Here is a 25,968-nt window from a genome sequence, read left to right as displayed (position 1 = left end):
TCGCGGCCATTCTAATCAGTGATCCTTACTATTTCTATCGACTCTTGCGCGCAGGCGCGGGTGTATCGGCAAACAGTTCGATCACCAGATCGCGCAGCCAGCGATTTCCTTCGTCATGCTGAACGCGCGCGTGCCATAGCAGATGGATGGGCGCGGCGGGCAGCGTCATGGGCAGCGCGCACATGCCGAGCGCGAACGGCCTGGCCAGTTGCAGCGCGAGCCGCTCGGGCACCGTGGCGATGAGGTCGGTGCGTTGCAGGATATAGCCCACGCTCATGAAGTGCGGCACCGTGAGCCGCACCTGGCGGCGCACGCCCCGCCGCTTGAGCCAGTCGTCCACCTGGCCGTGGCCCGTGCCCGCCGAAACGACCACGAGATGCTCGGCCTCGCGCCACGCGGCGAGCGTGAGCGGCGCGCTTTCGAGCGCATGGCCGCGCCTGAAGAGACAGACGTAACGCTGATCGAACAGGCGCCGCTGGTAGAAGCCGCCCTTTAACTGCGGCAGCAAGCCGATGGCGAGATCGACGCGGCCCTCGGCCATCTCGTCGCTCAAATTGACGCTCGTGTTGCGCACCGTGTTGAGCGCCACGCCCGGCGCCACGCTCGACAACCGCTCCAGCAACTCGGGCAGGAACACCACTTCGCCAATATCGGTCATGCCGATCGTCATGGTGCGCGTGGCGCGCAACGGATCGAAGCCCGTGACGGGGTTGAGCGCCGCGTGCAGCGTGGCGAGCGCCTGCGCCACCGGCTCCGCGAGCCGCAGCGCGAAGGGCGTCGGCACCACGCCGCCCGGCCCGCGCACGAACAGCGGGTCGCCAAGCAGGCGGCGCAGTTTCGCGAGCGCGTTGCTCACGCCGGGCTGGCTCATGTTCATCTGCTCGGCCACGCTCGCCACGCGCCGTTCCTGCATGAGCCGCTGAAACAGCAGCAGCAGGTTGAGGTCGATCTCGCCCAGTTCCATACATTCATTCCAGTGATGAAGCAGATTCCTCCCATTTTATTGTGGGATGAAGGTTGCGTGCCGACAATACCGTCAAAGGCTCAAGCCTGGAAACCCGATATTGGAGACACCACCATGAAACAGATCGATCTGAAGATTGCTATCGTCGGCGCGGGCATCGGCGGCCTCACGCTTGCCCTTGCGCTGCGCGAGCACGGCATCGACGCCCGGCTCTACGAACAGACCGACGAGCTGCGCGAGGTGGGCGCGGCCGTCGCGCTCTCCGCCAACGCCACGCGCTTCTACGAGCGCATGGGACTGCGCCCCGAATTCGAAAAGGTATGCGCCGAGGTGCCCGGCCTCGTCTATCGCGACGGGCGCAGCGGCGCGCTCATCGGCCATCATCGCGGCGAGCCCGATTACCGCTCGCAATTCGGCGGCTCGTATTGGGGCGTGCATCGCGCCGATCTGCAAACGGTGCTCTCCAGGGCGGTCGGCCTCGATCGCATCAAGCTCAGCCATCGTCTAGTCGATCTCGCGCAGCACCCGGAGCACGTGAGCCTCACGTTTGAAAACGGCGAGCGCGTGGAAGCCGATCTCGTGATCGGCGCGGACGGCGCGCGCTCGATCACACGGCGCTGGATGCTCGGCTACGACGACGTGTTGTATTCGGGTTGCTCGGGCTTTCGCGGTGTGGTGCCGGCCGAACGCATGGACCTGCTGCCGGACCCCGAGACCATCCAGTTCTGGGTCGGGCCGGGCGGCCATTTGCTGCACTATCCGATTGGCGACAAGGGCGACCAGAACTTCCTGCTCGTCGAACGCCATCCCTCGCCGTGGCCGTCGCGCGACTGGGTCATGCCGGCGAACGAAGGCGAGCAGTTGCGCCATTTCAAGGACTGGCATCCGGCTGTGGTGCAGATGATTTCGGCGGTGCCGGTCAGCCAGCGCTGGGGCCTCTTTCATCGCCCGCCGCTCGGCCGCTGGAGCAAGGGCCGCGTGACCCTGATCGGCGACGCCGCGCATGCGCTCGTGCCGCACCACGGCCAGGGCGCGAACCAGTCGATCGAGGACGCCGTGGTGCTCGCCGCGCAACTGGCCAAGGCGGGACCGGGCAACTGGCGCGAGGCGCAGGAGGCGTACGAGCGCCTGCGCCGCGGCCGCACGCGCAAGGTGCAGTACGCGTCGATCTCCACGGCGGACGTGCTGCATCTGCCCGACGGCCCGGCTGCGCAGGCGCGCAATGCACGCCTCGGAACGCGCGAGGGCGTGATGCACCATCTCGGCTGGATTCACGACTTCGACGCGCTCGGCGAGGAACCGAGCGAGCGCCAGGGCGGCACGTGGCTGTGAGCGCGAGGGTGGCACCTGTCACGTGAGCTTAATGCTCCGTTAAGCGGAGGCGCTCTAAAATCGGCGACTTCAACCGGAATCCTCGCCGCAAGGAGTGCCCATGCAACGTGCCGCCAATTCGCGCTATGACGTCGTTGCGCGTCTGCTTCACTGGCTTGTCGTCGCCCTCGTCGCGGCGCAGTTCGTGATCGGCTGGACCATGCCCGACGTGCATCGCGACACGCGCCCCACGGGCGAGATCGCGTGGCACCTGGGCGTGGGCGTCGCGCTCCTTGCCGCGATGGCGTGCCGCGTGATCTGGCGCGCGACGCATCGGCCGCCCGCCGACGCGCAGCCGCCGCTGCTGCGCGCGGTGTCGGGCCTCACGCACTTCGGCTTGTATGCGCTGCTCGTTGCGGTGCCCGTGCTCGGGTGGATCAATGCCTCCTCGCGCGCGTGGGCGCTCACGCTGTTCGGCATCGTTCCGCTGCCCGCGCTCTCGCCCTCCGGCTCGTCGTTCGGGCACGCCATGGGCGACGTTCACGGGGTGCTGGCGTGGGTGCTGTTCGGGCTCATCTGCCTGCATGTGGCGGCCGCGCTCTATCATCGTTTCGTGCTCAACGATCGCGTCTTGCAGCGCATGATCTAGCGCCTCGCCAGGCGCCGGATCAGTCGAGCCAGCCGCGCAGCCGCGCGTGATCGAGAAAGCGATAGATGTCGGGCGCAAGCTCGGAGGTGTGGTAGAGCCCCTCCAGTTCACCGATGATCTCGTCGAGTTCGTGCGCGCCGTCGCAGCGCGCGAGTATTTCGCCGGCGCTCGAATTGAGCCTCACCATCCCCTCGGGATAAAGCAGCACGTACGCGTCCTGGGCCGCCTCCCACTGCAAGCGGTATATGCCGCGCAAGCGCGGACGCAGCGGCACGCCGCTGCCTGCATCGGGCTCTATGGAGTTCATACGGGCCATGTCTTTTTCGACCGCTTCGAGAACCGGACTGCACCTGGCCGGTCCGCTTCCTGTTCGTTAGCAGTCCATGCATTCATCGTCTTGCCGGAAACCGCGCACCGCCCGCCTGGCCTGAATGGCTTCGCGAGCGGCACGCCACTGCGCGCTCAGCGATTGGCGATATACATCGTGATTTCAAAGCCGAAACGCAGGTCGGTGTAGGAAGGGGTGGTCCATTGCATGGCGTGTCTCCTTGTTTGCGATTGGGTTGATGTGCCGCCTGGATGTGCGGCCGCATTGTGCAAAGCAAGGGTTATGCCGATGTCGTCAAGCCGCACCGGCGCAGCGAACGCTCCACGCGGGAATAGCGCATTCGCAAAAGCGCGGTGCTTTCGGCAGACGTAAGGGGGGACGAACACGCAACGCCCGCAGCGTTCGCGTGCTCAGTGGTGTTGCGTTTCGGAACACGGGTGCTACAGGATGAAACACCCGTGTGACAGGAAGCGGCGCAAGGAGCCGGTGCGGCTGCCTTGCGCCGAACGCTTCAGGCGTCGCCGGAGCCGCGACTGGAATCGGCGGCGGGCATTTTGCGGTAGATGGTATTGCGCGACACGCCCAGCGCGCGCGCCGCGGCCGACACGTTACCGCCGTGCCGCGCGAGCGTGGCCGCGATCATCGACGCGGTGACGTCCACGAGCCGGGCGTCCTCCATCGCGAACGATTCCGTCCCGGACGATGCCGCCGATGCCGCCGATGCAGCGGACGCAGCAGACGCCTCAGGCGCATCGGGCAGGCGCCGCGCTTCGGTGCGGCAACGCAGGTCGTCGAAGAAGTCATCGGGCAAATGCTCGCGCCTGATCTCGCCATCCTCGTCGACCATCGCGGCGGCGGTGCGCAGCAGGTTGCCGAGCTGCCGGAAGTTGCCGGGCCAGGCGCAGCGCTCGAACAGCGCCATCACGTCGGGCGCGACGCTGAGCGGCCTGCTCGCACACCCGTGCGATTCGCGCTGTAGCAGCTTCTGGATCACGACCGAGAGATCGCTGCGCTCGCGCAGCGGCGGCAGGCGCACCACGAGGCCGTTGAGCCGGTAATACAGGTCCTCGCGGAAGCGGTTCTGCGCGATCATCTCGCGCAGGTCGCGGTGCGTCGCGCAGATGATCGCGATATCCACGGGAATCGACTTCGTCGAGCCGAGCGGATTGACCACGCGCTCCTGCAACACGCGCAGGAGCCGCACTTGAAGCGGATACGGCATGTCGCCGATCTCGTCGAGAAACAGCGTGCCGCCGTTCGCCTGCAACAGCTTGCCCGCCGCGCCCTTGCGCCGCGCGCCGGTAAACGCGCCCTCTTCGTAGCCGAACAGTTCCGATTCGATCAGCGATTCCGGAATCGACGCGCAGTTCACAGCCACGAACGGCTGGTCGCGGCGCGGCGAGTCGTTGTGAATGGCCTGCGCGAGCAGTTCCTTGCCCGTGCCCGTCTCTCCCGTGATGAGCAGCGGAATGTCCTTGCCGATCACCTTGCGCACCTTGGCGATCACGAGCGCCACCTGCGGGTCGCCCGTGTCGAGATAGCTCAGGCGCGAAAGCCCCGCGGACGGCGCGGGCACCGTCGCTCGCGCGGCCGGTTGCGCAGCGCCATGCACGGTGAACGGCCGGCTCCCTTCGGCCAGCGACGCGCGCCGGTACTGCACGCGCGCGCATACGACCGCGCCATTGGCGAGATTGAGCATCAGATGCGGTTCGAGGCTCGCGCGCATGCGGTCGATCAGTTGCGCGCTCGTGGTCTGGAACAACGACGACAGCGTATGCGCGCGCAGCGCCGCGAGCGGCATGCCGAGCTGGAACTGCGCGCTGCGGTTGGCCGAGAGAAAGCGCCCGTCGCTCGTGAACGCGACGATGCCTTCCATCAGCGTGCCGAGAAACTCCGGGCGGCCGTGAAACGACACCTGAAGCGTTTCCTGAAACGTCGTCGCGAACAAATGATTCTCGATCATCTGCACGGACATGCGCGCGAGCGCCATGGTGTGCTGGTGATAACTGCGATGATCGCCCGTCACGTCGAGCACGCCCACCACGTCGCCGTACGGGTCGAAGATCGGCACGCTGGAGCAGGTGAGAAAGCGGTTCGCCGCGAGGTAATGCTGGTCGCCATGAACCACCATCGCGCAGCGCTCCGCGAGCGCGGTGCCGATGGCATTGGTGCCCTGGCGGTCTTCGGCCCAGTTCGCGCCGGGTCGCAAGGCCACTTTTTCGGCGCGCTGGAGAAAGTCGTCGTCGCCGATCGAATGCAGGATCAAGCCTTCGGCGTTGGTCAGCACGATCATGCTTTGCGTGTTGACAATCTGCTCGTGCAGCGTCTCCATCACCGGCGTGGCATGCACGCACAGCACGCGGTTCTGTTCGCGTTTCAGTTCGAGTCCCACGCCCGAAAGGACATCGTAATCGGGCCTGCCCGATGCATGCAGACCGAACGTCTCCGACCGTTCGTGCGCTTTCTGGATTGCCGGCGTGGGCCAGCCATTGGACACAACGGCCACAAACCCGGTAGCCGGATGAACATCGTCGCGCATTCTCTCCTCCACGATTGGCCGGTGCCTTGCCGGACATTTGAGTGTCTTTAGTAGCAAGGTCCGGGCCATGCGTCTGTCGGCGGAAGCCGACCTGTTTGCGCTAAACGCGCGCGCGACGCGCAACACGCCATGTAAGCGAATCGTAGGCAAAAGCGCATACGTAATGAACGTAATGACCTTGCGCAGCGTCGATTCGCCAGGTTGTGTAATACCGCAAATCGCTCGCTGCGCGAAATGCGGGCTCACCCCGATACGCGCGAATCCGGCGAATCCAGCGGATACGGCCCCACGATTTGCGAAGGGATTCGTACGATCGAAATGGAGCGCACCGAGCGCGTCCTCGCGAGGCGTGTTGAACCGTCATTCGCATATCGATGCGTACACAACTATTTTTCGATTGCCCCTCGCGCAGGATCGACTGTCACGTTCGCCAACACTTTTCGCGATGGCCTGTACCGGGATGCAACACATCTGCCGCCGCGCAACGCATGGCCCGCACGCGCGTCATCGCCCGCAATCGCCCGCCGCGCGGGGCGTTGGCGCGAATGGCACACGACTTGCGATACGGGGTACGCACCCGGATCGGCGCCACTCTTCATGCATCGCCCCTGACCGCTTGCCGGCCGTGCACCCACAAATACCCAGGAGACGAAGATGAAGAGACGCTCGGCTGCGGCAAGCCGGCTCACGGCCTGCGCAATGGTCATCGCCACGGCGACGACCTTGAACACCGGTCCGGTGGATGCCGCCTCGGACTATCCGCCCGTGACCTACGACCGCCTGACCCGCGCGCAGAGCGATCCCGGCTGGCTCACCTACTATCGCAGCTACAACGGCCAGTCGCATTCGCCGCTCAAGCAGATCGACGCTTCGAACGTGGGCCAGTTGAAACAGGCATGGAGCTATCAGTTCCCCGCCGAGCTGAAGCAGGGCTTCGAGGCGACACCGATCGTCAACGGCGACTATCTCTTTGTCAGCACACCGAAGGACAACGTCTACGCGTTCGATGCGAAAACGGGCACGCAGCTCTGGAAATACGAGCCCAAGCTCGGCGCGGAGTCGTTCAAGACCGCCTGCTGCGACGTGGTGAACCGTGGCGTCGCGCTGTACGGCAAGAACGTCTATATCGCCATGCTGAGCGGCGAGATCGCCGCGCTCGACGCAAAGAGCGGCAACGTGGTCTGGAAGAAGCAGATGTTCGAGCCGGGCCTGGGTTACGCGTTCTCGCTCGCGCCGCTCGCGCTCGACGGCTCGATCGTGGTGGGCACCTCGGGCGGCGAGTACGGCATTCGCGGATATATTGCGGCGCTGGACCCCAACGACGGCGCGATCAAGTGGCAGCGCTACACCATTCCGGGCTCGGGCGAGAAAGGCGCGGAAACCTGGCCCGACGGCATGCAGGCGCACGGCGGCGGCGCCGCGTGGCTCACCGGCACGTACGACGCCGCGAGCCGCACGCTGTACTGGGGCGTGGGCAATCCCGGCCCGTGGCTGGCCGCGCTGCGCCCCGGCGATAATCTGTACTCCGATTCATTGCTCGCACTCGACCCGAAGAACGGCGACCTCAAGTGGCACTATCAATACACGAGCAACGACACCTGGGACTATGACGGCGTCAACACGCCGATCCTCGCGAACATTCAGTACAAGGGCAAGGATTACGACGCCATCATCCACGCCGACCGCAACGGCTTCTTCCACGCGATCGACCGCCAGACGGGCAAGCTGATCTACGCCGAGCCGTTCGTGAAGGCCACCTCGGTCACGGGCTACACCGCCGACGGCAAGCCCGTGCAGGACGAGTCGAAATACCCGAAGGCCGGCACGACCATCAACACCTGCCCGAGCTTTCTGGGCGGCAAGAACTGGTGGTCGGTGTCCTACGATCCCGAGCGCCATATTGCCGTAGTGCCCTCGCTACATGCGTGCATGAGCCTTTCGGGCAAGTCGGTGAGCTACATGGAAGGCCTGCCCTATCTCGGCGAAGGCTTTGAAATTCAGCCCGAACCGGGCAGCGAAGGCTTCGGCGAACTTCAGGCTATCGACGTGAACACGGGCAAGAAGCTCTGGGGTCACTGGAGCAAGATGCCCTGGAACGGCGGTGTGGCGACCACGGCGAGCGGTCTCGCGTTCAGCGGCTCGCTCGACGGCCATCTCTACGCGTTCGACGTCTCCACGGGCAAGGTCCTGTGGGAGAGCCCGCAACTGGCGAGCGGCATCATCGCGCAACCGTCGGTGTTCGAAGTGGACGGCAAGGAATACGTGGCCGTGCTCGCAGGCTACGGCGGCGCGAATCCGATCTGGGGCGGCCCGATGGCCGACGTGGCGAAGGACGTGCCGCGCGGCGGCACGCTCTACGTGTTCGCGCTCGACCGGGGCTGAGCACGGCACCTGTTATCCGCCGCGCGCGACGGCTTCGCGTGCGCGGCGTCTCCCGCTTTTACTGGAACGTATGACCATGAACATCCGACTCACCCATATCGCGGTGGCCGTCGCACTCGCGGCAGGCGTCGCGCAAGCGCCCGTGCGCGCCGCGACGACCGCCGTGCGCGTATGCACGCTGCCCGGCAGCCCCTCGGCTACGCTCGACAAGAGCGTGGCGAGCGCCGTGCTCAAGAGCGCGGGCGTGCCCGCCACATTCGTCACGCGCGGCATCGACGACGACGGCGGCGACGACGGCATCTCGGCCCACGAACTCGCAGGCGCGCTCGGCCGCGACTGCGACCTCGTCGTGGGCTTCCCGCGCTCGACTGTCGCCGACGCATCGGGCTCGCAGATGATCTTCTCGCAAGGCTATCTGCGCTCGGGCTACGTGAGCATCACGTTGCGCGACGCACACAGCGGGCACGCCGCGCCGACCTCCCCCGACGGCAAGGAAACCATCGCCGCCACCTGGTCCAGCCCGTCGCAACTGATCGCCGTGCAGGAGAAGAACGCGCGCTTCGATCTGGAAAATACGTCGGCGCTCACCGTCGATGCCGTCGCCAAGGGTCGCGCGCAGCGCGCGATCGTCTGGTATCCGGCGGTCGTGGCTTATCAGCGCAAGCACCCGGAACATCAGTTCGCCATTTCGGCCGCGTCGTCGCCCTATGCCGACTGGAACCTCGTGTTCGCCTCGGCCCCCGGCATGCAGGCGCTGCAAAAGCGCATTGACGACACGCTCGCGCAAATGAATGACGATGGCCGCCTCGCCTCGCTCACGCGCGGCTGGACGCTGCCGCAAGGCGCGGCGAGCGCGAGCAATGCGCACACGAGCGTCGCCTACCTCGACGGCGCGAACCTGCCGCACGCGCATTCCGCCATCCGTTCGGCGCGCGCACCGCGCGAGAGCACGGCAGGCGCGATCATCAAGGTCGCAGCAACGGCGGGCGGCGCCGCTCCTGCGTTCGATCACGACCAGGTCGTACACGGCGAGCATCTTTATGCGGACTCCTGTGCAAAATGCCACGGCGAGAAACTCGAAGGCATCACCGCGCCCGCGCTGAGCGGACCGGCCTTCGCCCCGGCGGCGAATTCGCATCTGACGATAGGCGGCATCTACCAGTACATGTCGACCAACATGCCAGCCGACCGTCCCGGCAAGATGAGCGATCAGGAATACGCCGACCTGATGGCCTTCCTGCTCTACACCAACGGGTATGACGCAGGCAATGCCAAGCTGACTGCCGATGTCGCGCAAACGTCGACGACGCCGCTGAACGCCGGCCCGCGCCACTAACCTCTTGCCATTCAATATCAGTCAGGACACCGCATGATTACCCGCAATCGCAGAACCTTCATCCTTCAAGCCGCCGGATTGTGCGCGGCGCTCGCAACGACGGGCAGCGCATTCGCCGCACCCGCTGCCGTTGACGAAAGCGACGCCACAGCGAAGTCGCTCGGCTATCGCGTCAAGGCGAGCAGCGTGGACGCGGGCAAGTTCCCGAAGTATCAGGCGGGCCAACGCTGCGCGAATTGCCGCTTCTACACGGGCGCGGCCGGCGAGGCGGCCGGCCCGTGCCCGATGTTCCCCGGCAAGGCGGTGGCGGCCGATGGCTGGTGCAACGTCTACGCGCAGCGCGCCTGATCGCCGCCGTCACGCGCGGCTCACAGTGCCATGCCGCCGTCCATGGTGAGGCTCGAACCTGTCATGTAGCCCGCTTCCTTGCGCGCGAGCCACGCAACGAGCCCGGCGATCTCGTCCGGGTCCGCTGCGCGCTTGAGCGGGATGAGCGGTTTGATCGCCTCGATATGATCGGCGGTCATGTCCGTGATCGTGGGACCTGGCTGGATGTTGTTCACCGTGATGCCGCGGCTCGCCAGATCGACCGCGGCCCCCTTCACCATGACGGCAACGGCCGCTTTCGTCATGGCATAGACACTGGAGCCGGGGTGGCCGCTGCGCACCGCCGTATTGCTGCCGATCGTGATGATGCGCCCGCCTTCGCCAAGCCGCGAGGCGGCGGCCTGGATCGAAAGAAACACGCCGCGCACATTGATATCGAGCATGCGGTCGAGATCCTCCACGCTCACGGTCGCGATGTCGCCGAGCATCAGGATGCCCGCGTTGACCACGGCGATGTCGAGCTTGCCGAAGCGCTCCATGGTCTTCGCGACCGCCGCCTTGATCGCGGCCGGGTCCGCGCTGTCCGCCTGAATGGCGAGACCGGCGCGCCCCGCGGCTTCGATTGCCACAACCGTTTCGGCCGCGCGCTGCGGAGCCGAAACATAGGTCAGCGCGACATCAGCGCCCTCTCGCGCGAGCCGTCGCGCGGCGGCAGCGCCGATGCCTCGCGAGCCGCCAAAAACGAGCGCGGTTTTTCCGGCCAGACTGGTCTGGGTTTCCATCGATCTCCCCTTTATTGACAGTTCAGTCCATAATTAGGCAAATAAAAGCGCGAGCATCGCTCGCGCTTGATGCGGTCCTGCGTGAATCGACTTGCGCTAGCGCGCCCTGAAACGGTCGACGGCAAAGCGGGCCAGCGTGCGCAGGCTTTTCGCGTCGCTTCCCGCACGCGCGCCAAGCTGGATGCCCTGCATCGTCATCAGCACGAAGGCGGCGGCCTGGCGCGCGTCGAAACCGGAGTCGATTTCTCCGCTCGCCTGGCCCTCGCGAATGCGCTCCGCCAGCCGCCGCGACAATTTCGGCCCGACCTTGCCGCGCAGTTCCGCGAGTTCCACATCGTCCGCGCCGAATTCGCTCACGGCGCCCACGCCCATGCAGCCCAGCGCGCGCTCGCCGTCGTCGTCGGCCACGAGGCCCAGCAAGAGCGCCTCGATGCCGTCCAGCGGCGAAGCCTCGCCATTCAGGCGCGCCAGGTGCCCCGCCGTGCTTTCGCGCTGATAGCGTTCCAGCGCTTCGAGGTAGAGCCTGCGCTTGTCGCCGAAGGCGTTATACAGGCTCTGCCGCCCGATATTCATCGCGGCGAGCAGATCCTCTGTGGACGTCGACGCATAGCCTTTCGCCCAGAAAACGCGCAGTGCGCGCTCCAGCGCTTCGTCCCGATCGAACTCTCGTGGTCTAACCATGGGGTGAGAATAGAATTAATGGACTGATCTGTCAATAACAGTCGAAAACGCACAGCCGTGAGTCAAACGCGCGCCATCGAACCGTGGACATCGCGCGGCGGATCATCGAGAATCGGCGAATCGTGAACTCCCACCGGCATGTTCCGTTCGCACCATGAAAATCGCGGCGCTTTCCGATATTCACGGCAATCTCGCGGCGCTGGAAGCCGTGCTGGCCGATATTCAGCAGCAAGGGGCGGACGTGATCGTCAACCTCGGCGACATTCTCTCTGGCCCGCTTTATCCCTCGCAAACCGCCGACCTCCTCATGCGTCTTGGGTTGCCCACGATCCGGGGCAATCATGAAAGGCAGTTGCTCGGCGCGGACCCTGCGCGCATGGGGCCATCGGACCGCTTCGCGCGCGGCGTGCTGAGCAACGCGCAACTGGCCTGGGTGCGCGACTTGCCCGCCACGCTCCGGCTGGATGACGACGTGCTGCTCGTGCACGGCACCCCGCAGGACGACCTCTCCTATTTCCTCGAAACCGTCATGGCGAGCGGCTGCCGGACCGCCACGCACGACGAGGTTCGCCGCCGCGCGGCGGATGTCGAGGCCACGCTGATCCTGTGCGGCCATACCCATCTCCAGCGCACGATGAAGCTAGCGGACGGCCGCCTGATCGTGAATCCCGGCAGTGTCGGCCTGCCCGCCTACGAAGACAGCCAGCCCTTCGCGCATCGCATGGAAATGGGCTCGCCGCATGCGCGTTACGCGAGCGTCACCCGTAGCCCGCGCGGCTGGGAAGTGGAGTTTCGCGCCGTCGAATATGACTGGCATGCCGCCGCGGACCTCGCGGCGTCGAACGGCCGCCCCGACTGGGAACGGGCGCTGCGCACCGGCTACTGCTGACGCGCTGCGCGCCCGGCCAGACTCTCAAGCCGCGCCGATGTACGGTTGCAAGGCCTTCAGCCAGCACGCCACCACCACCGCGCCGCCATCGGGCGAGCCCTTGGCGCGCTCGCCCAGATAGCTCGCCCTGCCCGCGCGAGGCGTCATGTGAGCCGTGTTGTGGGCGCCCTGCCCGGCGGCGAGCACCGCAGCGGCCCATGCTTCGCCAACGGGTTGTCCCGCGTTCAGCCCGTTTTCGAACGCGTCGACCGCGGGCGTCAATGCGTCCAGCATCGTGCGGTCGCCCGGCTTCGCGCCGCCCAGTTCGGTGATCGCTGCGGCCGCACTGCGCATCGCGGCCGCCCAGTCGCGCGCGCCCGGCTCGGCATGCGCCGCGAGCGTGCGCGAAGCACGCAGCAGCGCCGTAGCGTAGAACGGCCCCGAGCTGCCCGCAATCGCGCGGCGCAACGCGGCGCCAAGCGCGGCCAGCGCGCCGTGCGGCGTGACGAGCGCACCTTGCGGCACGGCGAGGATGGCGTGCGCGGCGCGACTCATGCTCGCGCCGAGATCGCCGTCACCGGCGCGGGTGTCGAGATCGGTGAACAGCGCCTCGTTTTGCAGCAGCGCGTGCGCCACGGCATCGAACGCGGGCTTCAGGCGCGGCTCCCACACTTCGCTGCCTCCCGGCACTTGCGGCGCACCGTCGTCCGCGAGCAAGCCGTACCCGCCATCCGCGGGCTCCACGCGAATCTGGAGATTGAGCGTGCCGACGCCGGGCCACGCACGTGCCTCGGTATCGGCGTCGAGCAGCGCGATGCGCGCATCGTCGAGTCGCAGCAGGGAGATCGAGCAGCCCGGCATGTCGAGCGCCGAAAGGAAGGTGCCCGTCCACGCGCGTTCGACGGCGATGCCGCGCCGGTTCAGGCTCTCGAATGCATCGCGCATGATGATCGCCAGTTCCATTTCGGGCGTCGCGCCCAGCCCGTTCACGAGCAGCGCCACGCGCTCGCCGCTTTTCAATGCGAGTTCGTCGATGATGTTGGCGAGCAGCGTTTCCGCCAATTCGCGCGCCGGCAGCGGCACCGTGCGCTCCACGCCTTTCTCGCCGTGAATGCCCATGCCGAGTTCGATCTCGTTCTCCGCGAGGCGAAAGCCGGCCTGTTCCGCGCCGGGCAGCGTGCATCCGTCGAGCGCCACTCCCATTGTGCCGAGGTTCTCGGCCACGCTGCGCGCGATAGCCGCCACCTGCGCCAGCGCATCGCCCCTGGCCGCGGCGGCGCCCGCGATCTTGTGCACGAGCACCGTACCCGCAATGCCGCGCCGCTGGTGGCGCTCGGTGCGGCCGCGCAGCGACACGTCGTCGGCCACGATGACGATTTCCACGGGGATGCCCACGGATCTCGCCAATTCGGCCGCGAGACCGAAATTGAGCCGGTCGCCGGTGTAGTTCTTCACGATGAGCAACGCACCGTTCGGGCCCGCGCTCGCGCGAATCGCGGCAAGCACGGCGTCGGTGGGCGGCGAGGTGAACACCTCGCCGCAAACGGCCGCGCTGAGCATTCCCTGGCCCACATAGCCGCCGTGCGCGGGCTCGTGACCGCTACCGCCGCCCGAAATCACGGCGACGCTACGCTGCGGCGGGGCGGAAAGCCCCTTGCGCACGAGAACGTTTTCGTCGCCGAGAACGCCGACATGCGGCGCGGTGCGGGCAATGCCTTCGAGCATCTCGCGCACGACGAGCGACGGGCTGTTGACGAGTTTCTTCATGACGGTGCCTGGAAAGAATGACAGGAACAGTGGCGCGGTGCGCCGCGCCGCCTATTGAAACACGAGATACACAAGCGGGACATGCGCGCGGCATGGGCGCGCGCTTCACTACGCACTCACTGCGCATCACCTGGCGTCGTGTAGGTAAAAATACCAATCAAACCCGTACGACGAATACCCGATATTGAGGCAGTAGCGTCCGAAACGCGGACTTGTTTGCGCCTTCGCTGCCTGCATGGCGGGCGCGCCATGGCCACTTTGCCCGCCGTGAGCGGGGAAATGCACGCGAGGAATGGGCGGCGATGAACGTAGCTGAAAGACATGAACCCACCGCGAGAGGATCGTAGCGCGCCCCCGTCCGTGCCTGGTCGCGCCAGGCTCATCAAATGGCTCACAGGGCCGCGCGCCATTTTCTATGGCAGCCTCGTGGTGGCCTTCGTCATGGCGTCGCTGTGCGCGACGGTGCTCTACCAAAGCCGCCACGACGCAATGGAACGCGCGCGCGAAAACTCGCGCAATGTCGCGCTCATTGCCGAGCGCGACATCGAACGCAACTTCGAGCTATACGCGCTTTCGCTGCAAGCGGTCGTCGACGGCCTGGGCAAGCCCGAGGTGATGGCGCTGCCGCCGCATCTGCGCAGCCAGCTTCTGTTCGATCGCGCCGCCACGGCGGACTACCTGGGCTCGATGCTCGTGCTCGACGCGGCGGGCAACGTCGTCATGGACTCGGCAAGCGACACGCCGCGCAAGGCCAATTTCGCCGATCGCGACTACTTCACGGTCCAGCGCGACAATCCCAACGCCGGTCTCTTCGTCAGCGCGCCGTTCCACTCGCGCCTGCGCAACGGCGAGCCAAGCATCGCGCTCAGCCGCAGGCTCTCGAACGCCGACGGCAGCTTCGCCGGGATCGTCATGATCGCCATTAATCTGGAGTATTTTCATCGCCTTTTCGCGGGGCTTTCGCTCGGCCCGCATGGCGCGATTTCGGTGATCGCGCAAAACGGCGTGATGATCATGCGTCAGCCCTACGACTCGGCGGTCGTCGGGCGCAACATCAGCAAGGCCAGCACGTTCCGCAAATTCCGCTCGGCGGCCGAAGGCAGCTTTCTCGACACGTCGTCGATCGACGGCGTGCGCAGACTGTATTTCTTCCGTAATTTTCCGCAGTTGCCGCTCATCATCATGGTCGCGGAAGCACAACCCGATATCTACGCCGCATGGCGGCGGCGAGCGCTCACGATCGGCTCGCTCATGGGCGCTTTCGCGCTGGGCTTCGTTGCGCTCTCGTTCATGTTGGGCACGCAGTTGCGGCGCAGAATGCGCGCCGAGTCCGAGTTGGAGCTGCTCGCCCGAACCGACAGCCTCACCGGCCTGCACAATCGCCGCACGCTAGGCGAAATTCTCGACCTTGAGTGGCGGCGCGCGAGGCGCGCGCGCGGCGTGTTCTCCCTGCTGTTCGTCGATATCGACCGCTTCAAGGCCTATAACGACAAATACGGCCACCAGGCCGGCGACGACGCGCTTGCGGCCGTGGCGCGCTGCATCGGCGAAAACATCCGGCGGCCCGCCGACACGGCCGCGCGCTACGGCGGCGAGGAATTCATCGTCGTGCTGCCCGATACGCTGCGCGAAGGCGCATACGCGATTGCCGAGAAAATCCGCCTTGCCATCAGCGAGCTCGCCATCGAGCATTCGGAAAGCGAGTATGGCCGCGTCACCGCGAGCATCGGCTCGGCGAGCTGGACGCCGGAGCAGGACATCGACGTCACCCAGGTCATCAAGGCGGCCGATCAGGCGTTGTACGACGCCAAGGCGCGCGGCAGGAACCGGGTTGCGACCTGCGCGGCGTAACGCGCGCCCGCTATTTGGGGGGCGCGCGGTTAGCGCGGTTTCCGGATTGATCTCCAGTCCGAATCAATCAGCCAACATCCGTAATGGGTCTCCCCAATCTCCAGGTGTTATCAAACGGATAACACGCGCGCTTATTCATCACAAATACTCGAAACCGCCACAAAATCGATCGAATGTAAATTTCTTGAAGTCGGAATTCTCTCTACTACTATGAATAGATAATTCAAACACTTAAATCCGCTATTTCGAGCGATTCACCCAGATTTTTAAGGGTCCGTTCGCCCAATCGCAAAGCAAGGCTTTCCGGACGTTTCATAACCGGTCTCGACACCGGCTTCCTGTCCGGTCAAACGCGCGGTCAGACTCGCGCTCATGCGCGGCGTCACTCCTCTTCCTGCCTCTGGAGATCGAACCATGAAAAGCCAACTCGTCGTTTCCGCCATCGCAGCGCTCCTCATCGGCGTTAGCCCTTCCGTGTTCGCACAAGGGGCATCGGGCGGCGACCAAAGCCAGGGCACCGGCCGCCAGCAGGTCATGCCGACCATGCCGCATCGCGACTGGCACGAGGGGCAGCAGGTTCCGTCGAAGTACCGGCATTACAACTACGTCATGAACGACTGGAAGTCACATAGTCTCGACGCGCCGAAGCGGGGTCAGCAATGGCTCGGCGTGAACGGCGACTACGTGCTGGTCACCCGGAGCAACTGGAAGATTTCGAAGATCGTTTCGGGTACGGAATGACGCGGGGGGGCTACGCGAAGGTAGCCCCGCGAAGATAGACCTCGAATCCAGGCATGGACGAACGCCATGCCTGTGCACACATCAGTCGACCAGTCGTGAGCGGAGGCGTTTGTACTCGTCCTCCGTGAGCGACCCTGTCGATTTCAGACGGTCGAGCTTTTCGATTTCATCGGCAATGCTGTAGCCGACGACCTGCCGCAGTTCGTCGCGCGCCTTCTGCGCGCGTTCCTGGTTGCGCGTCGCCATGTCCCGGCCCTGCGTGAGGATATAGGCGAATATGCCGATATACGGCAGCACGATGAGAAAGATCACCCAGACAATCTTCAGAAATCCCGATATATCGCTTCTGCGGAACAGATCGCTCGTTATCGTGATGAACAACCAGAACCACAAGATGAACATGAATATCGAAAAGGTATCGATAATAAAGTTCGAAAACGTAAATCCATTTGCAAAGATCATGGATGCTCTCCGTGGGTAGCGTGACGAAACCCGCAACGGCGCGCGAACGCGGGCATCATGGATGCGAGACGACGCCGTACACTTTGACTGCCTGACTGCCTGACTGCTCACGGCCGGCCGGCATGCAGGGCGCCCGGACGGACCGCCGTTCCTGTCGTCAGGCCAGACCGCGCGTGCGCTCGCTCCGGCCAATCGGCGCGAGGCCCATCGCGATGAGATCGAGCCCGAGAAATAGCCCGAGCAGCGGCACGGGCACGCTCGGGAAATTGGCGGCAAGCAAGATGGCAAGGAGAAACGACAGTGTGGCGCTGACAATGCCGATGTTGTTGATCCTCACGTCCTGCTCGATCGACGCAATGATCTTGAAGAAGCCGTCGAGCACGAAGAAGATCATCAGCATGACGGTGAGGCCGCGCGCCCGCGCGCTGTCATTCACGAGGATCAGGATACCAATGAGCAGCGGCACGACGACCGGCGGAATGCGCCTGAGCGTGAGCTTCCAGCCTCTCGCCATGAACAGGTTCAACGCATGCACGAAGCCGCAGAACAGCAGCATTCTCGCGATGAAAAGCGTGCCGATCAGCGACCGGTTGGTCAGCGACAAGACGATGCAGAGGATGCCGCCGGCCACGAGGAGCGTGGAACTCGCGACAGGGAAGAATGCACGCTTTTTCATATTCGAATGTAACTGGGTCTATACGGTTACATAGCCGGCCGCCACTGGCTTGCGCGTATGCGTGTCGGGTTGTCGAATGGTTGAATCGCTGGCCTTTACGAAATTAAGCGTTCTACTAGCAATCGTGAATCGAAAGTATAGTGCCTGAGTCCGCAAATACAAGCGCGCTCCGTGCCACGCCGTGTTGAACCGCGCCTCGCGGCGCCGAAGTGCGAGTGCATCGTGAACCTCGAAAGCCGCCACCGTTTCACTTTCAGCGCCCATGGCGAGCACTTCCTGCTCGACGGCGAGCCCATGCAGATTCGCAGCGGCGAATTGCACCCCGCCCGCATCCCGCATGAATACTGGCAACACCGGATTCGCATGACGAGAGCCATGGGGATGAACTGCGTTGCGCTGTACGTCATGTGGAATTATCACGAGACCCATAAGGGCGTATTCGATTTCGAGAGCGCCGACCGCGATATCGCGGCCTTTATCCGCCTGTGCCAGTCAGAGGGAATGTGGGTGCTGCTGCGTCCCGGACCGTATGTGTGCGCCGAATGGGACCTGGGCGGCCTTCCTTCGTACCTCTTGAGCGAACCCGATATCCGCTTGCGCACCGACTCGGCCACCGACCCGCGCTACATGGCGGCCGTGGCCCGTTATATCGACGCACTGGCTCCCCGCGTTCTACCGTTGATGATCGAGCACGGCGGACCCATCTTGATGATCCAGATCGAGAACGAATTCGGCTCTTACGCAAGCAATCCGGCTTACCTCGAAGAACTCCGGCAACGCTGGCTTGCCGCCGGCATTGGCGGCCCCTTCTATACCGAAGACGGACTCCCGCAACTCGAACGCAATCGCACCACGGTAGCAGGCGGCGCGATTGCGCTGAGCAATGGCGACGCGGCAAGGATCGCAGCGGCGCGCCGCGCATTTCCCACGGTGCCAGTCATGGCTGGCGAGGTGTACCCCGGCTGGCTCACGCATTGGGGCGAAGCCGGTTTCGCCGGGAAGGACTACGATCTCTCCGGCGTGCTCGCCGAATTCATGCAGCGACACCTGTCGTTCAACCTGTACGTCATTCATGGCGGAACGAACTTTGGCTTTTATGCCGGCGCGAACGTGGACGATGCCGGCAATTATCAGCCCGACATCACGAGCTACGACTACTGCGCACCGATCGACGAGCAAGGCGCGGCAACGCCCAAGTACAGGAAGTACCGCGAGATCATCGCGGGCTATCTGCGCGAGCCGTTGCCCGACGTACCCGAGGCCATCGCCACGCTGGCATGCGCCGCGTCCGGTGCGTTGCTGCCAACGCGCTACGCGTCGATCTGGGATAACCTGCCCGCCGCGCTGCCGCGCGAGCCAGACGGCAATCCGCAGTCCTTCGAACACCATGGTCAGGCGTTTGGCTTCGCGCTCTACCGCAAGGCGCTGCCTGCCCACGCGGCGGGCGCGCTGGACATTAGCGGCGTGCACGACTACGCAACCGTTTTCGTCGATGACCGCTATGTGGGCGCCGTGTCGAGAATGCGCATGCCGCTCGCCCACGCTCAAGCGCTCAACGTGATGCATCGTGCACCGCTCGCGCTTCCTTCGATAACACCGAACCATGAGGCGACGCCGGACGAAGAATTTTCGTTAGATATCCTTGTCGAAGGCATGGGACGCGTCAATTTCGGGCCCGAGATCGTCGACCGCAAAGGACTGTTCGAACCGGTTAGTCTGAAGAACGCCGACGGGTCGCTGGCCTGGCTCACGGACTGGGAAGTCTTCCTGCTGCCGATGGATGAAACGTTCATCGCCAACTTGCAGGAACGTTGCACGAATCCGCTCAAGCCCGGACTCTTTTTCAAGGCGAGTCTCGTTCTCGATACCGTGGGCGACACGTGGCTCGACATGAGCCGCTGGACCAAGGGCGTGGTGTGGGTCAACGGCCACAACCTCGGGCGCTACTGGCATATCGGCCCGCAACAACGCCTCTATTGCCCCGCCCCGTGGCTCACGCAAGGCGTGAACGAGGTGCTCGTTTTCGACCTGCACCAGGTCGAATCGAAGCCGGTTCGGTTAGCCGATAGCTTGTCATAGGCATGCGCCTCGCGCCCCCTATCGTCGCGCCTCAATGGCCGGAGTCAGTTCCAGCGTAAGCACTTCGAACGGTCCGAGCAGGACCTCCTGCCGCTTGTCGGCATCGAGCAATGGCGGAATCGCGGTGCGCCCTGCACACCGGACGACGCGCGTATGAAATCGCTGCGTCCCGGTGGCGGGCAACTCAAGCTCATGCCGCAACTCCAGCGCGAAGCGCTGCGCACGATTCGCCGGATTGCGCAGCGTGACGATCGCCTTGTGAGGCGACCACGCCGCCCAGCCGTATATCGCCTGCTCGTCCGGCGCACCGCCAATCCAGTGGCTGTCACGCAGCACATCGCCGTTCTCGCGCGCCCAGCGGGCGGCTTGCGCGAGCACGTCCCAGTCGCTTGCGCCCAGCAGCGCCGGGGTGGTGTATAGCTCCTGCAATTGCGTGCCGCTGCCGAAGTAGGACCACACTTCGTTGGCGAACGCACCGCCCGCCGAGGTATTGAGGCGCGCATTGCACTGCGCATAGTAAATGCCGTGCAGCATCAGCGAATTGAGCGGAAACAGCGGACTGCGCGCGACGACGTTGCGCCAGGTCTGCGCGTCGCGGTAGGTGATCCAGCGCTCGCGGTTCGCGCCGCTGCCCGCCTGACCGTCGTCGCTGCCGCCGCGCCAGATCGAATCGACATGGCGCAGCCAGAACGGCGAGGGATGCGTGCCTGTCGAGAGATTGACGAAGGTGTCCGGTTTGGCCGCGCGGATGTCCCCGATGAGCTGAATGGCCGCGTCCCAATCGCTATCGAAGAGGCTGCCGGGAAACACGCTGTCGGCATTGCCGGTGCCGTCGAACTTGAACTGGTTCACACCATCGCGCTCGAGCAGCGCCATGACGACTTCATGAAAGCGCCGGTAATAGCGCGGCCCCGATAGCGCGAAGCCGTTATCGATGACCTCATACCCGGCCGCGCGACCGTGCGCTACGCGCTCCTGTTTCGGCGCACCGTAGCCGCCCCAGGGGGAAAGCCATACGCCCGGTGCTGCGCCATAGCGTGCCGCGGCCTCGCGCAGCGCGGCGAAGCCGTGCGGGAACGCCTTGCTGAACTGCCAGCCGCCGCCAAGATCGTCCCAGCCGTCGTCGAACAGGAATGAATCGATGCGCACCCCGCGTGCTGCGTGCAACTCGCGGCCGATCGTCTCGATGCGTTCAAGCGCCTGCTGCTCCGTGTAGGGCGTGAGGTAGCCGATGTCGCCCCAACTGTTGTAGTGCAGACATGCCCGATAGGGCCGGGCGCGCTCCCGCTCCAGATAAGTGGCGAAGTCGCGCCGCAATTGCCCGTCGCGCGCCACGCCCGCCACTGCGCTATACGTCAAAGTTCGGCTGCGTTCCAGCGGCAATGTGCGCCGCAGCGTCATGCTGATGCGCTCGCCGTCCACGTGACTGGCCGCCAGCGGCAGTTCGAAGCCCAGATAGAAGTTATCCGCGACGACTGGCGTTCCTGTTGTTTCGAGGCTCGCTTGCGGATTGGCGGCGCGCGCTTCCAGCAAGGACACCACGGTAATGGCTTCGTCCTGAAGCAGCGCGGTCACTGCAAGCTGCATGCGCAGGTATCGTGAGCCCTCCCGCTGTTCCACGCTCCATTGCACCTTTAGGCGTCCTTCCTTATCGCCGAGCGTGGCGCTCACGCGCCGGCCGGCGATACGGTCGACCAGGCGCAACGCCTGGTAATCAGGTTCGAGCGTGGATTCGCTCAGCGGCGCGAGGAGCCTCAGTTCGTCGACGCCCACGACGCTCGCGTCCGCGCGCGATAACGCGAACGGCGCGACGATGGGCAGCGTGTGCGTCCGTATGCCATCGATCAGCGAAAAGTCGGCAAGGCGTTCGTCCTTCAGCGTCCAGCGCAACGCAATGGCGTCGTTGCCGAACGAACAGATATCGCCGCGCTGGTGAAACACGGGCATGCCGGCTTGCGTTGGCGAAGCATCGTTGGCTTCCATGAGAGGACCTGTCTCGGGCGAGTGCCGCTTGCCTAGGGTAGCCGCAACAGCCCGGCGTATTCAAGCGAGGCGCGCCGGCAAGCACTCAGCGACCGCTCGCCCGCACCACCAGCTGACTCTGCACGGACCTCACCCCTTGCACGCGTTGCGCCGTGCGCAGCGCCAGCGCCGCTTGCGACTGATCCGGCACCCGGCCCTGTAGCGTCACACGGCCATCGTGCGCGCGCACCGCAATGCCGGTCGCGTCGAGACCGCTCGTGCGGCTCAGCGAGCGCGACACCGCGTACTCCAGTTGCCGGTTCATGTCCCGCGCCCCGCCCGGCGTCGCCAGCACGCCGCTGCCGGGTTGCGCCTGCGCGCCAAACGCCATGATCGCGATCAGCGCGCCGCCTGTCCACCGTGCTGCACGAGTCATTTTCATTGTTCCCTTCCTCGACCAAATACGCGCGTATGCCAATGTGCTCGGACCCCAATCAATGCGGACACCTCGAAACGTCTGAAAACGAAACGATATGTGTCGATCAGTTACAGCCGCGCGGGGCCCTGCACGCAACGGCGGCTTCCTGGCGCTCCCCGCCGGAGGGCGGCGCGACAGAGTGAAATTTACACTTGCTTTCGATTCCTTACCTATGCGCGGTGATTTGAAAACTAGGATGCGGAGCGCCCTGCGCAACCCGCACGAAGGCGGCCTGGCTTGCCGTTCCCGGCCGTTTTTCTCACGAATTCAATCAGCGCAATGGCTCACAATCAATGACCCGCTTCGATACCGTCATTCTGGGATTCCTCACACAAATCCATCTCAGCCCTCTGCTCAATCACGCGATTCGCGTAATTGCGGGCCTTTATACGTTCAAGGGCTTCCTGCTGATCCCGCTATTGCTGTGGATCTGGTTCCAGCCGAACAAGCGGCGCGACTGGCAGCGCGAAATGGTGATTGCCACCGTGGCGAGCGGTCTGATCGCGCTTGCAGCAGGGCGTCTGCTTGCGCACTTTCTGCCATTTCGCGAGCGGCCGATTTTCAATCCGGACCTGCATCTGCATTTCGCTTCGGAAGCGCTGCGCGAAGCCGCGCTAAGCAACTGGAGTTCCTTTCCCAGCGATCACGCCATGCTGTGGATGGCCATTGCGACGGGGATCTTTCTGGTCTGGCGCGGCATAGGCACGCTCGCGCTGCTTTACACGGCGCTATTCATTTGTTTGCCGCGCGCGTATCTCGGCTTTCACTACCCGACCGATTTGCTGGCCGGCGCCGCCATTGGCGTGGCGATTACCTGGATCATGACGCGCGACGCCGTGCGCAAGCGAACCGCAGCGCCGGTTCTCGACTGGACGCTACGCTTTCCCGGCCCCGCGTCGATGATCGCGTTTCTCGTGTGCTTCGAGTTGATCACGCAATTCGACGATCTCCTGCGGCTCGCGCATTCGGTGCTGAAGGTAGTGTGACGGGTGAAGGCGACAATAGGGATTGCGCGTTGCGGCGGTTTTCGCGGCCTAGGCGATTTAGCTTATGAGAACCTTATGGCACCCCTAAGCCGCCAATAACGGCCGATGTTTTACCCCCCGTTACACGATTGACAATTCCATGAGTTTATTTGGCGACCGGCGCGACTAGAATCCGCATCAATTACAACTGCGTCCGTCGAGTGGAAACAATCACATGAAACGCCTCACCTTGACTCTCTTCGCTGGACTCGCCGGGGCGTGCGTCAGCACCGCGGCGTTCGCCCATGCCGATATCGGCGTGTATCTCGGCGTTCCCGGCCCGACCTATGTGGCGCCGGCCGTGGTCGAAGCGCCGCCCGTGGTTTATGAAGCGCCGCCGCCGGTCTATGTCCAGCAACCCGCCTACGGCTATGGCTACCGGTACGACGACGAGGACGAACGCCACTGGCACGACCACGGCCGTCATCGTGGCTGGCATAAGCACGGCGACGACGACGATTGAGCGGTGCCCGGGTCCGCGCGACCCAGGCACAGCCAGCCGGATGCGAGGCGCTCTACCTCGCATCTCCCCATAGTTGTCTATACAATAAACACTTAAGCCGCACGTCCCACGGCAGTTCCCAGTCCCTCCTCCGCACCAATCCCCCGCATTTCACGCTACATCCATCTCGCTCGTCAGCGAAAACCCTACTATTTTCAATATTTGAGATTGCTTATCTTGTCTATACAACAAGGCAGGCAAGCGAGCCTCCTGTTGACCCGGCCGCCGCCCACGAGGCAGCGTGGACGACACCTATTGGAGACTCAACGTCAATGAAGAAGCTTGCCCTGTGCGTGGCGATGCTCGCAATCGCAACCTCCGCCTGCGCGAAGGACTGGACCACTGTCCGCTTTGGCGTGGACGCCAGTTACCCCCCGTTTGAATCGAAGAGCGCCGATGGCAAGCTGGTCGGCTTCGACGTCGACCTCGGCAATGAAATCTGCAAACGCCTGAACGCAAAATGCGTCTGGGTCGAAAGCGAGTTCGACGGCATGATCCCCGCGCTGAAGGCGAAGAAGTTCGACGCCGTGCTCTCGTCGATGTCGATGACGCCGCAGCGCGAGGCGCAAATCGCATTCTCGTCGAAGGTCTTCCATACGCCGACCCGTCTCGTCGCGAAGAAGGGCTCGCCTCTCCAGCCCACCGCGGACGCCTTGAAGGGCAAGACCGTCGGCGTAGAGCAGGGATCGATTCAGGAATCCTACGCAAAGGCCAACTGGGCGCCGAACGGCGTGAAGATCGTGCCTTATCAGGATCAGGACCAGGTCTATGCGGACCTGATCTCGGGGCGCCTCGACGCCGCGCTACAGGACGCCGTGCAGGCCGACATGGGCTTTCTGAAGACCGCGCGCGGCGCGGGCTTCGCGTTCACGGGCGGCAATCTCGACGATCCGAAGGGCGCGCTCGGCAGCGGCGCCGCCATTGGCCTGCGCAAGGAAGACACCGACCTCAAGGTCAAGGTGGACAAGGCGCTCGCGGACATGATCAAGGACGGCACCTACAAGAAGATCGAAGCCAGGTACTTCACGTTCGACGTGTACGGCTCCTGAACTCCTCATTGCGCGCGCCGGCATGCGCCCGGCGCGCTCACGCCATCATGCAAATACAGACTCATCCGCTGATTTCCCCCGCGCTCGGCACCGAGCGGCACCTGACGAGCTATCACTATGGCCCGTGCGGCGCGCAGAAGATCTATATCCAGTCGTCGCTGCACGCCGACGAACTGCCCGGCATGCTGGTCGCCTGGGCCTTGCGCAGACGGCTGGCCGCGCTGGAGGCCGAGGGCAAGCTGCGCGGCGAAATCGTCATCGTGCCCGTGCCGAATCCGATCGGCCTCAACCAGCGCCTGCTCGGGCAGATGCTCGGCCGCTTCGAGAGCGGTACGGCGTCGAACTTCAATCGGCACTTCCATGATCTCGCGACGCTCGTGATCCCGCACGTCGAGTCGCGGCTGGGCGACGACGCGCAGCGGAACCTGCTCGCGGTGCGCGCGGCCATGCGCGAGGCACTCGACGCGCAGACGCCCACCACCGAGCTGGCATCGCAGCGCCTCGCGCTCCAGCGCCTGGCCTACGACGCCGATGTCGTGCTCGACCTGCACTGCGACTTCGAAGCCGCGCTGCATCTCTACACGAACCCCGAACTGTGGCCCGATGTCGAGCCGCTCGCGCGCTACCTCGACGCAAAAGCGTCGCTTTTCGCGCTCAATTCGATCGGCAATCCATTCGACGAGATCCACAGCTTCTGCTGGTCGGAATTGCGCGCGCGCTACGGCGAGCGCTACCCCATTCCGAACGGCTCGATCTCCGTGACGATCGAGCTGCGCGGCCAGGCCGACGTGAGCTATGCGTTCGCCGAGCGCGACGCAAACGCGATCGTCGAATACCTCACGCATCGCGGTGTGATCGACGGCACGCCCGCGCCTCTGCCGCCACTGGAGTTCGCGGCCACGCCGCTCGCGGGCGCCGAGACGCTGCATGCGCCGGTTTCCGGCGTGCTCGTATTCCGCGCGCCGGTGGGCGTGCGGGTCGAACCGGGCCAGCCCATCGCCGACATCGTGGACCCGCTCGGCGATCGCGTCGTCACGCTCACGAGTTCGGTCAACGGCGTGTTGTACGCGCGGCAGCGCGCGCGCTTCGCGACCGCGGGCATGGAAGTGGCGTGGATCGCGGGGGCGACCCCGCTTCGCACCGGCGCGCTGCTGCCGAATTGAGGACAGCGCAGTAGCCAAAACTGCGCATCGGTTAATTGGCCCTGCC

24 protein-coding genes are annotated in these 25,968 nt (G+C 64.7%); 13 read left to right on the top strand and 11 right to left on the bottom strand.

Annotated elements, in window-relative coordinates; genetic code table 11:
- Window positions 1-34: 34 nt before the first annotated feature.
- Window positions 35-964 carry a LysR family transcriptional regulator gene (locus C7401_RS22835; RefSeq protein ID WP_112173682.1) on the bottom strand — a complete coding sequence of 310 codons (930 nt, stop codon included), beginning with the start codon at window positions 962-964 and terminating at the stop codon, window positions 35-37.
- 114 nt (window positions 965-1,078) lie between these two features.
- On the opposite strand from C7401_RS22835, the gene C7401_RS22830 reads away from it, so the two are divergent.
- Together C7401_RS22830 and C7401_RS22825 are read left to right on the top strand one after the other, a co-directional pair.
- Entirely contained in the window at window positions 1,079-2,296 is a 1,218-nt protein-coding gene (locus C7401_RS22830) for an FAD-dependent monooxygenase (RefSeq protein WP_112173681.1), read from the top strand.
- A gap of 100 nt (window positions 2,297-2,396) precedes the next feature.
- The gene (locus C7401_RS22825; RefSeq protein WP_112173680.1) at window positions 2,397-2,924 is read left to right on the top strand and encodes a cytochrome b; all 528 of its coding nucleotides are present in this window, start codon (window positions 2,397-2,399) and stop codon (window positions 2,922-2,924) included.
- A gap of 19 nt (window positions 2,925-2,943) precedes the next feature.
- Here C7401_RS22825 and pqqD read toward each other — a convergent pair whose 3' ends face one another.
- The 3 genes from pqqD to C7401_RS22810 all read right to left on the bottom strand — a co-directional run bounded on the left by pqqD (window position 2,944) and on the right by C7401_RS22810 (window position 5,791).
- The gene (pqqD, locus tag C7401_RS22820) at window positions 2,944-3,231 is read right to left on the bottom strand and encodes a pyrroloquinoline quinone biosynthesis peptide chaperone PqqD (RefSeq protein ID WP_112173679.1); all 288 of its coding nucleotides are present in this window, start codon (window positions 3,229-3,231) and stop codon (window positions 2,944-2,946) included.
- A gap of 155 nt (window positions 3,232-3,386) precedes the next feature.
- Entirely contained in the window at window positions 3,387-3,461 is a 75-nt protein-coding gene (gene pqqA, locus C7401_RS22815; RefSeq protein ID WP_006485436.1) for a pyrroloquinoline quinone precursor peptide PqqA, read from the bottom strand.
- 302 nt (window positions 3,462-3,763) lie between these two features.
- A complete protein-coding gene (locus tag C7401_RS22810) occupies window positions 3,764-5,791 on the bottom strand; it encodes a sigma-54-dependent Fis family transcriptional regulator (RefSeq protein WP_112173678.1) in 2,028 nt (675 codons plus the stop codon).
- 654 nt (window positions 5,792-6,445) lie between these two features.
- Here C7401_RS22810 and C7401_RS22805 point away from each other — a divergent pair.
- From C7401_RS22805 to C7401_RS22795, 3 genes are all read left to right on the top strand, one after another.
- Window positions 6,446-8,173: a methanol/ethanol family PQQ-dependent dehydrogenase gene (locus C7401_RS22805; RefSeq protein ID WP_112173677.1), complete on the top strand. Its 1,728-nt coding sequence runs from the start codon at window positions 6,446-6,448 to the stop codon at window positions 8,171-8,173.
- A gap of 76 nt (window positions 8,174-8,249) precedes the next feature.
- Window positions 8,250-9,509 carry a c-type cytochrome gene (locus tag C7401_RS22800; protein WP_112173676.1) on the top strand — a complete coding sequence of 420 codons (1,260 nt, stop codon included), beginning with the start codon at window positions 8,250-8,252 and terminating at the stop codon, window positions 9,507-9,509.
- 33 nt (window positions 9,510-9,542) lie between these two features.
- The gene (locus tag C7401_RS22795; RefSeq protein ID WP_112173675.1) at window positions 9,543-9,857 is read left to right on the top strand and encodes a high-potential iron-sulfur protein; all 315 of its coding nucleotides are present in this window, start codon (window positions 9,543-9,545) and stop codon (window positions 9,855-9,857) included.
- Window positions 9,858-9,877: 20 nt separating this feature from the next.
- On the opposite strand, the gene C7401_RS22790 is transcribed toward C7401_RS22795, so the two are convergent.
- Together C7401_RS22790 and C7401_RS22785 are read right to left on the bottom strand one after the other, a co-directional pair.
- A complete protein-coding gene (locus tag C7401_RS22790) occupies window positions 9,878-10,618 on the bottom strand; it encodes an SDR family oxidoreductase (protein WP_112173674.1) in 741 nt (246 codons plus the stop codon).
- Between the two features lie 96 nt (window positions 10,619-10,714).
- Window positions 10,715-11,299, bottom strand: coding sequence for a TetR/AcrR family transcriptional regulator (locus C7401_RS22785; protein WP_112173673.1), 585 nt, complete (start codon window positions 11,297-11,299; stop codon window positions 10,715-10,717).
- A 154-nt stretch (window positions 11,300-11,453) separates the two neighbouring features.
- On the opposite strand from C7401_RS22785, the gene C7401_RS22780 reads away from it, so the two are divergent.
- The gene (locus C7401_RS22780; RefSeq protein WP_112173672.1) at window positions 11,454-12,188 is read left to right on the top strand and encodes a metallophosphoesterase family protein; all 735 of its coding nucleotides are present in this window, start codon (window positions 11,454-11,456) and stop codon (window positions 12,186-12,188) included.
- A 24-nt stretch (window positions 12,189-12,212) separates the two neighbouring features.
- Here the strand turns inward: C7401_RS22780 and C7401_RS22775 are convergent, their stop codons facing one another.
- Entirely contained in the window at window positions 12,213-13,934 is a 1,722-nt protein-coding gene (locus C7401_RS22775) for a dihydroxyacetone kinase family protein (RefSeq protein WP_112173671.1), read from the bottom strand.
- 321 nt (window positions 13,935-14,255) lie between these two features.
- Here C7401_RS22775 and C7401_RS22770 point away from each other — a divergent pair, with 321 nt between their 5' ends.
- Window positions 14,256-15,785 (top strand): sensor domain-containing diguanylate cyclase, encoded by a 1,530-nt coding sequence (locus C7401_RS22770; protein ID WP_112173670.1) that lies wholly within the window; start codon window positions 14,256-14,258, stop codon window positions 15,783-15,785.
- 414 nt (window positions 15,786-16,199) lie between these two features.
- Window positions 16,200-16,526 (top strand): RcnB family protein, encoded by a 327-nt coding sequence (locus C7401_RS22765; RefSeq protein WP_112173669.1) that lies wholly within the window; start codon window positions 16,200-16,202, stop codon window positions 16,524-16,526.
- Window positions 16,527-16,607: 81 nt separating this feature from the next.
- Here the strand turns inward: C7401_RS22765 and C7401_RS22760 are convergent, their stop codons facing one another.
- Together C7401_RS22760 and C7401_RS22755 are read right to left on the bottom strand one after the other, a co-directional pair.
- Window positions 16,608-16,988 (bottom strand): PLDc N-terminal domain-containing protein, encoded by a 381-nt coding sequence (locus C7401_RS22760; RefSeq protein WP_112173668.1) that lies wholly within the window; start codon window positions 16,986-16,988, stop codon window positions 16,608-16,610.
- Between the two features lie 157 nt (window positions 16,989-17,145).
- A complete protein-coding gene (locus tag C7401_RS22755) occupies window positions 17,146-17,664 on the bottom strand; it encodes a DUF308 domain-containing protein (RefSeq protein WP_112173667.1) in 519 nt (172 codons plus the stop codon).
- A gap of 222 nt (window positions 17,665-17,886) precedes the next feature.
- On the opposite strand from C7401_RS22755, the gene C7401_RS22750 reads away from it, so the two are divergent.
- Window positions 17,887-19,743, top strand: a complete 1,857-nt coding sequence (locus C7401_RS22750; protein WP_181565654.1) for a beta-galactosidase — start codon at window positions 17,887-17,889, stop codon at window positions 19,741-19,743.
- Between the two features lie 18 nt (window positions 19,744-19,761).
- On the opposite strand, the gene C7401_RS22745 is transcribed toward C7401_RS22750, so the two are convergent.
- Together C7401_RS22745 and C7401_RS22740 are read right to left on the bottom strand one after the other, a co-directional pair.
- Window positions 19,762-21,726 carry an enterotoxin gene (locus tag C7401_RS22745; RefSeq protein WP_112173666.1) on the bottom strand — a complete coding sequence of 655 codons (1,965 nt, stop codon included), beginning with the start codon at window positions 21,724-21,726 and terminating at the stop codon, window positions 19,762-19,764.
- An 85-nt stretch (window positions 21,727-21,811) separates the two neighbouring features.
- Window positions 21,812-22,147, bottom strand: coding sequence for a BON domain-containing protein (locus tag C7401_RS22740; protein WP_112173665.1), 336 nt, complete (start codon window positions 22,145-22,147; stop codon window positions 21,812-21,814).
- 329 nt (window positions 22,148-22,476) lie between these two features.
- Between C7401_RS22740 and C7401_RS22735 the strand changes: the two genes are divergently transcribed.
- The 4 genes from C7401_RS22735 to C7401_RS22720 all read left to right on the top strand — a co-directional run bounded on the left by C7401_RS22735 (window position 22,477) and on the right by C7401_RS22720 (window position 25,922).
- Window positions 22,477-23,169: a phosphatase PAP2 family protein gene (locus C7401_RS22735; protein WP_112173664.1), complete on the top strand. Its 693-nt coding sequence runs from the start codon at window positions 22,477-22,479 to the stop codon at window positions 23,167-23,169.
- A 214-nt stretch (window positions 23,170-23,383) separates the two neighbouring features.
- Window positions 23,384-23,671: a hypothetical protein gene (locus tag C7401_RS22730; protein WP_112173663.1), complete on the top strand. Its 288-nt coding sequence runs from the start codon at window positions 23,384-23,386 to the stop codon at window positions 23,669-23,671.
- A gap of 311 nt (window positions 23,672-23,982) precedes the next feature.
- A complete protein-coding gene (locus tag C7401_RS22725; protein WP_112173662.1) occupies window positions 23,983-24,759 on the top strand; it encodes an ABC transporter substrate-binding protein in 777 nt (258 codons plus the stop codon).
- 47 nt (window positions 24,760-24,806) lie between these two features.
- Window positions 24,807-25,922, top strand: coding sequence for a succinylglutamate desuccinylase/aspartoacylase family protein (locus C7401_RS22720; protein ID WP_112173661.1), 1,116 nt, complete (start codon window positions 24,807-24,809; stop codon window positions 25,920-25,922).
- Window positions 25,923-25,968: the final 46 nt, after the last annotated feature.

Origin of the sequence: Paraburkholderia unamae (genome assembly GCF_003268775.1) — a bacterium.
Lineage (GTDB): Bacteria > Pseudomonadota > Gammaproteobacteria > Burkholderiales > Burkholderiaceae > Paraburkholderia > Paraburkholderia unamae.
This window is presented reverse-complemented; position numbering and strand designations above follow the sequence as displayed.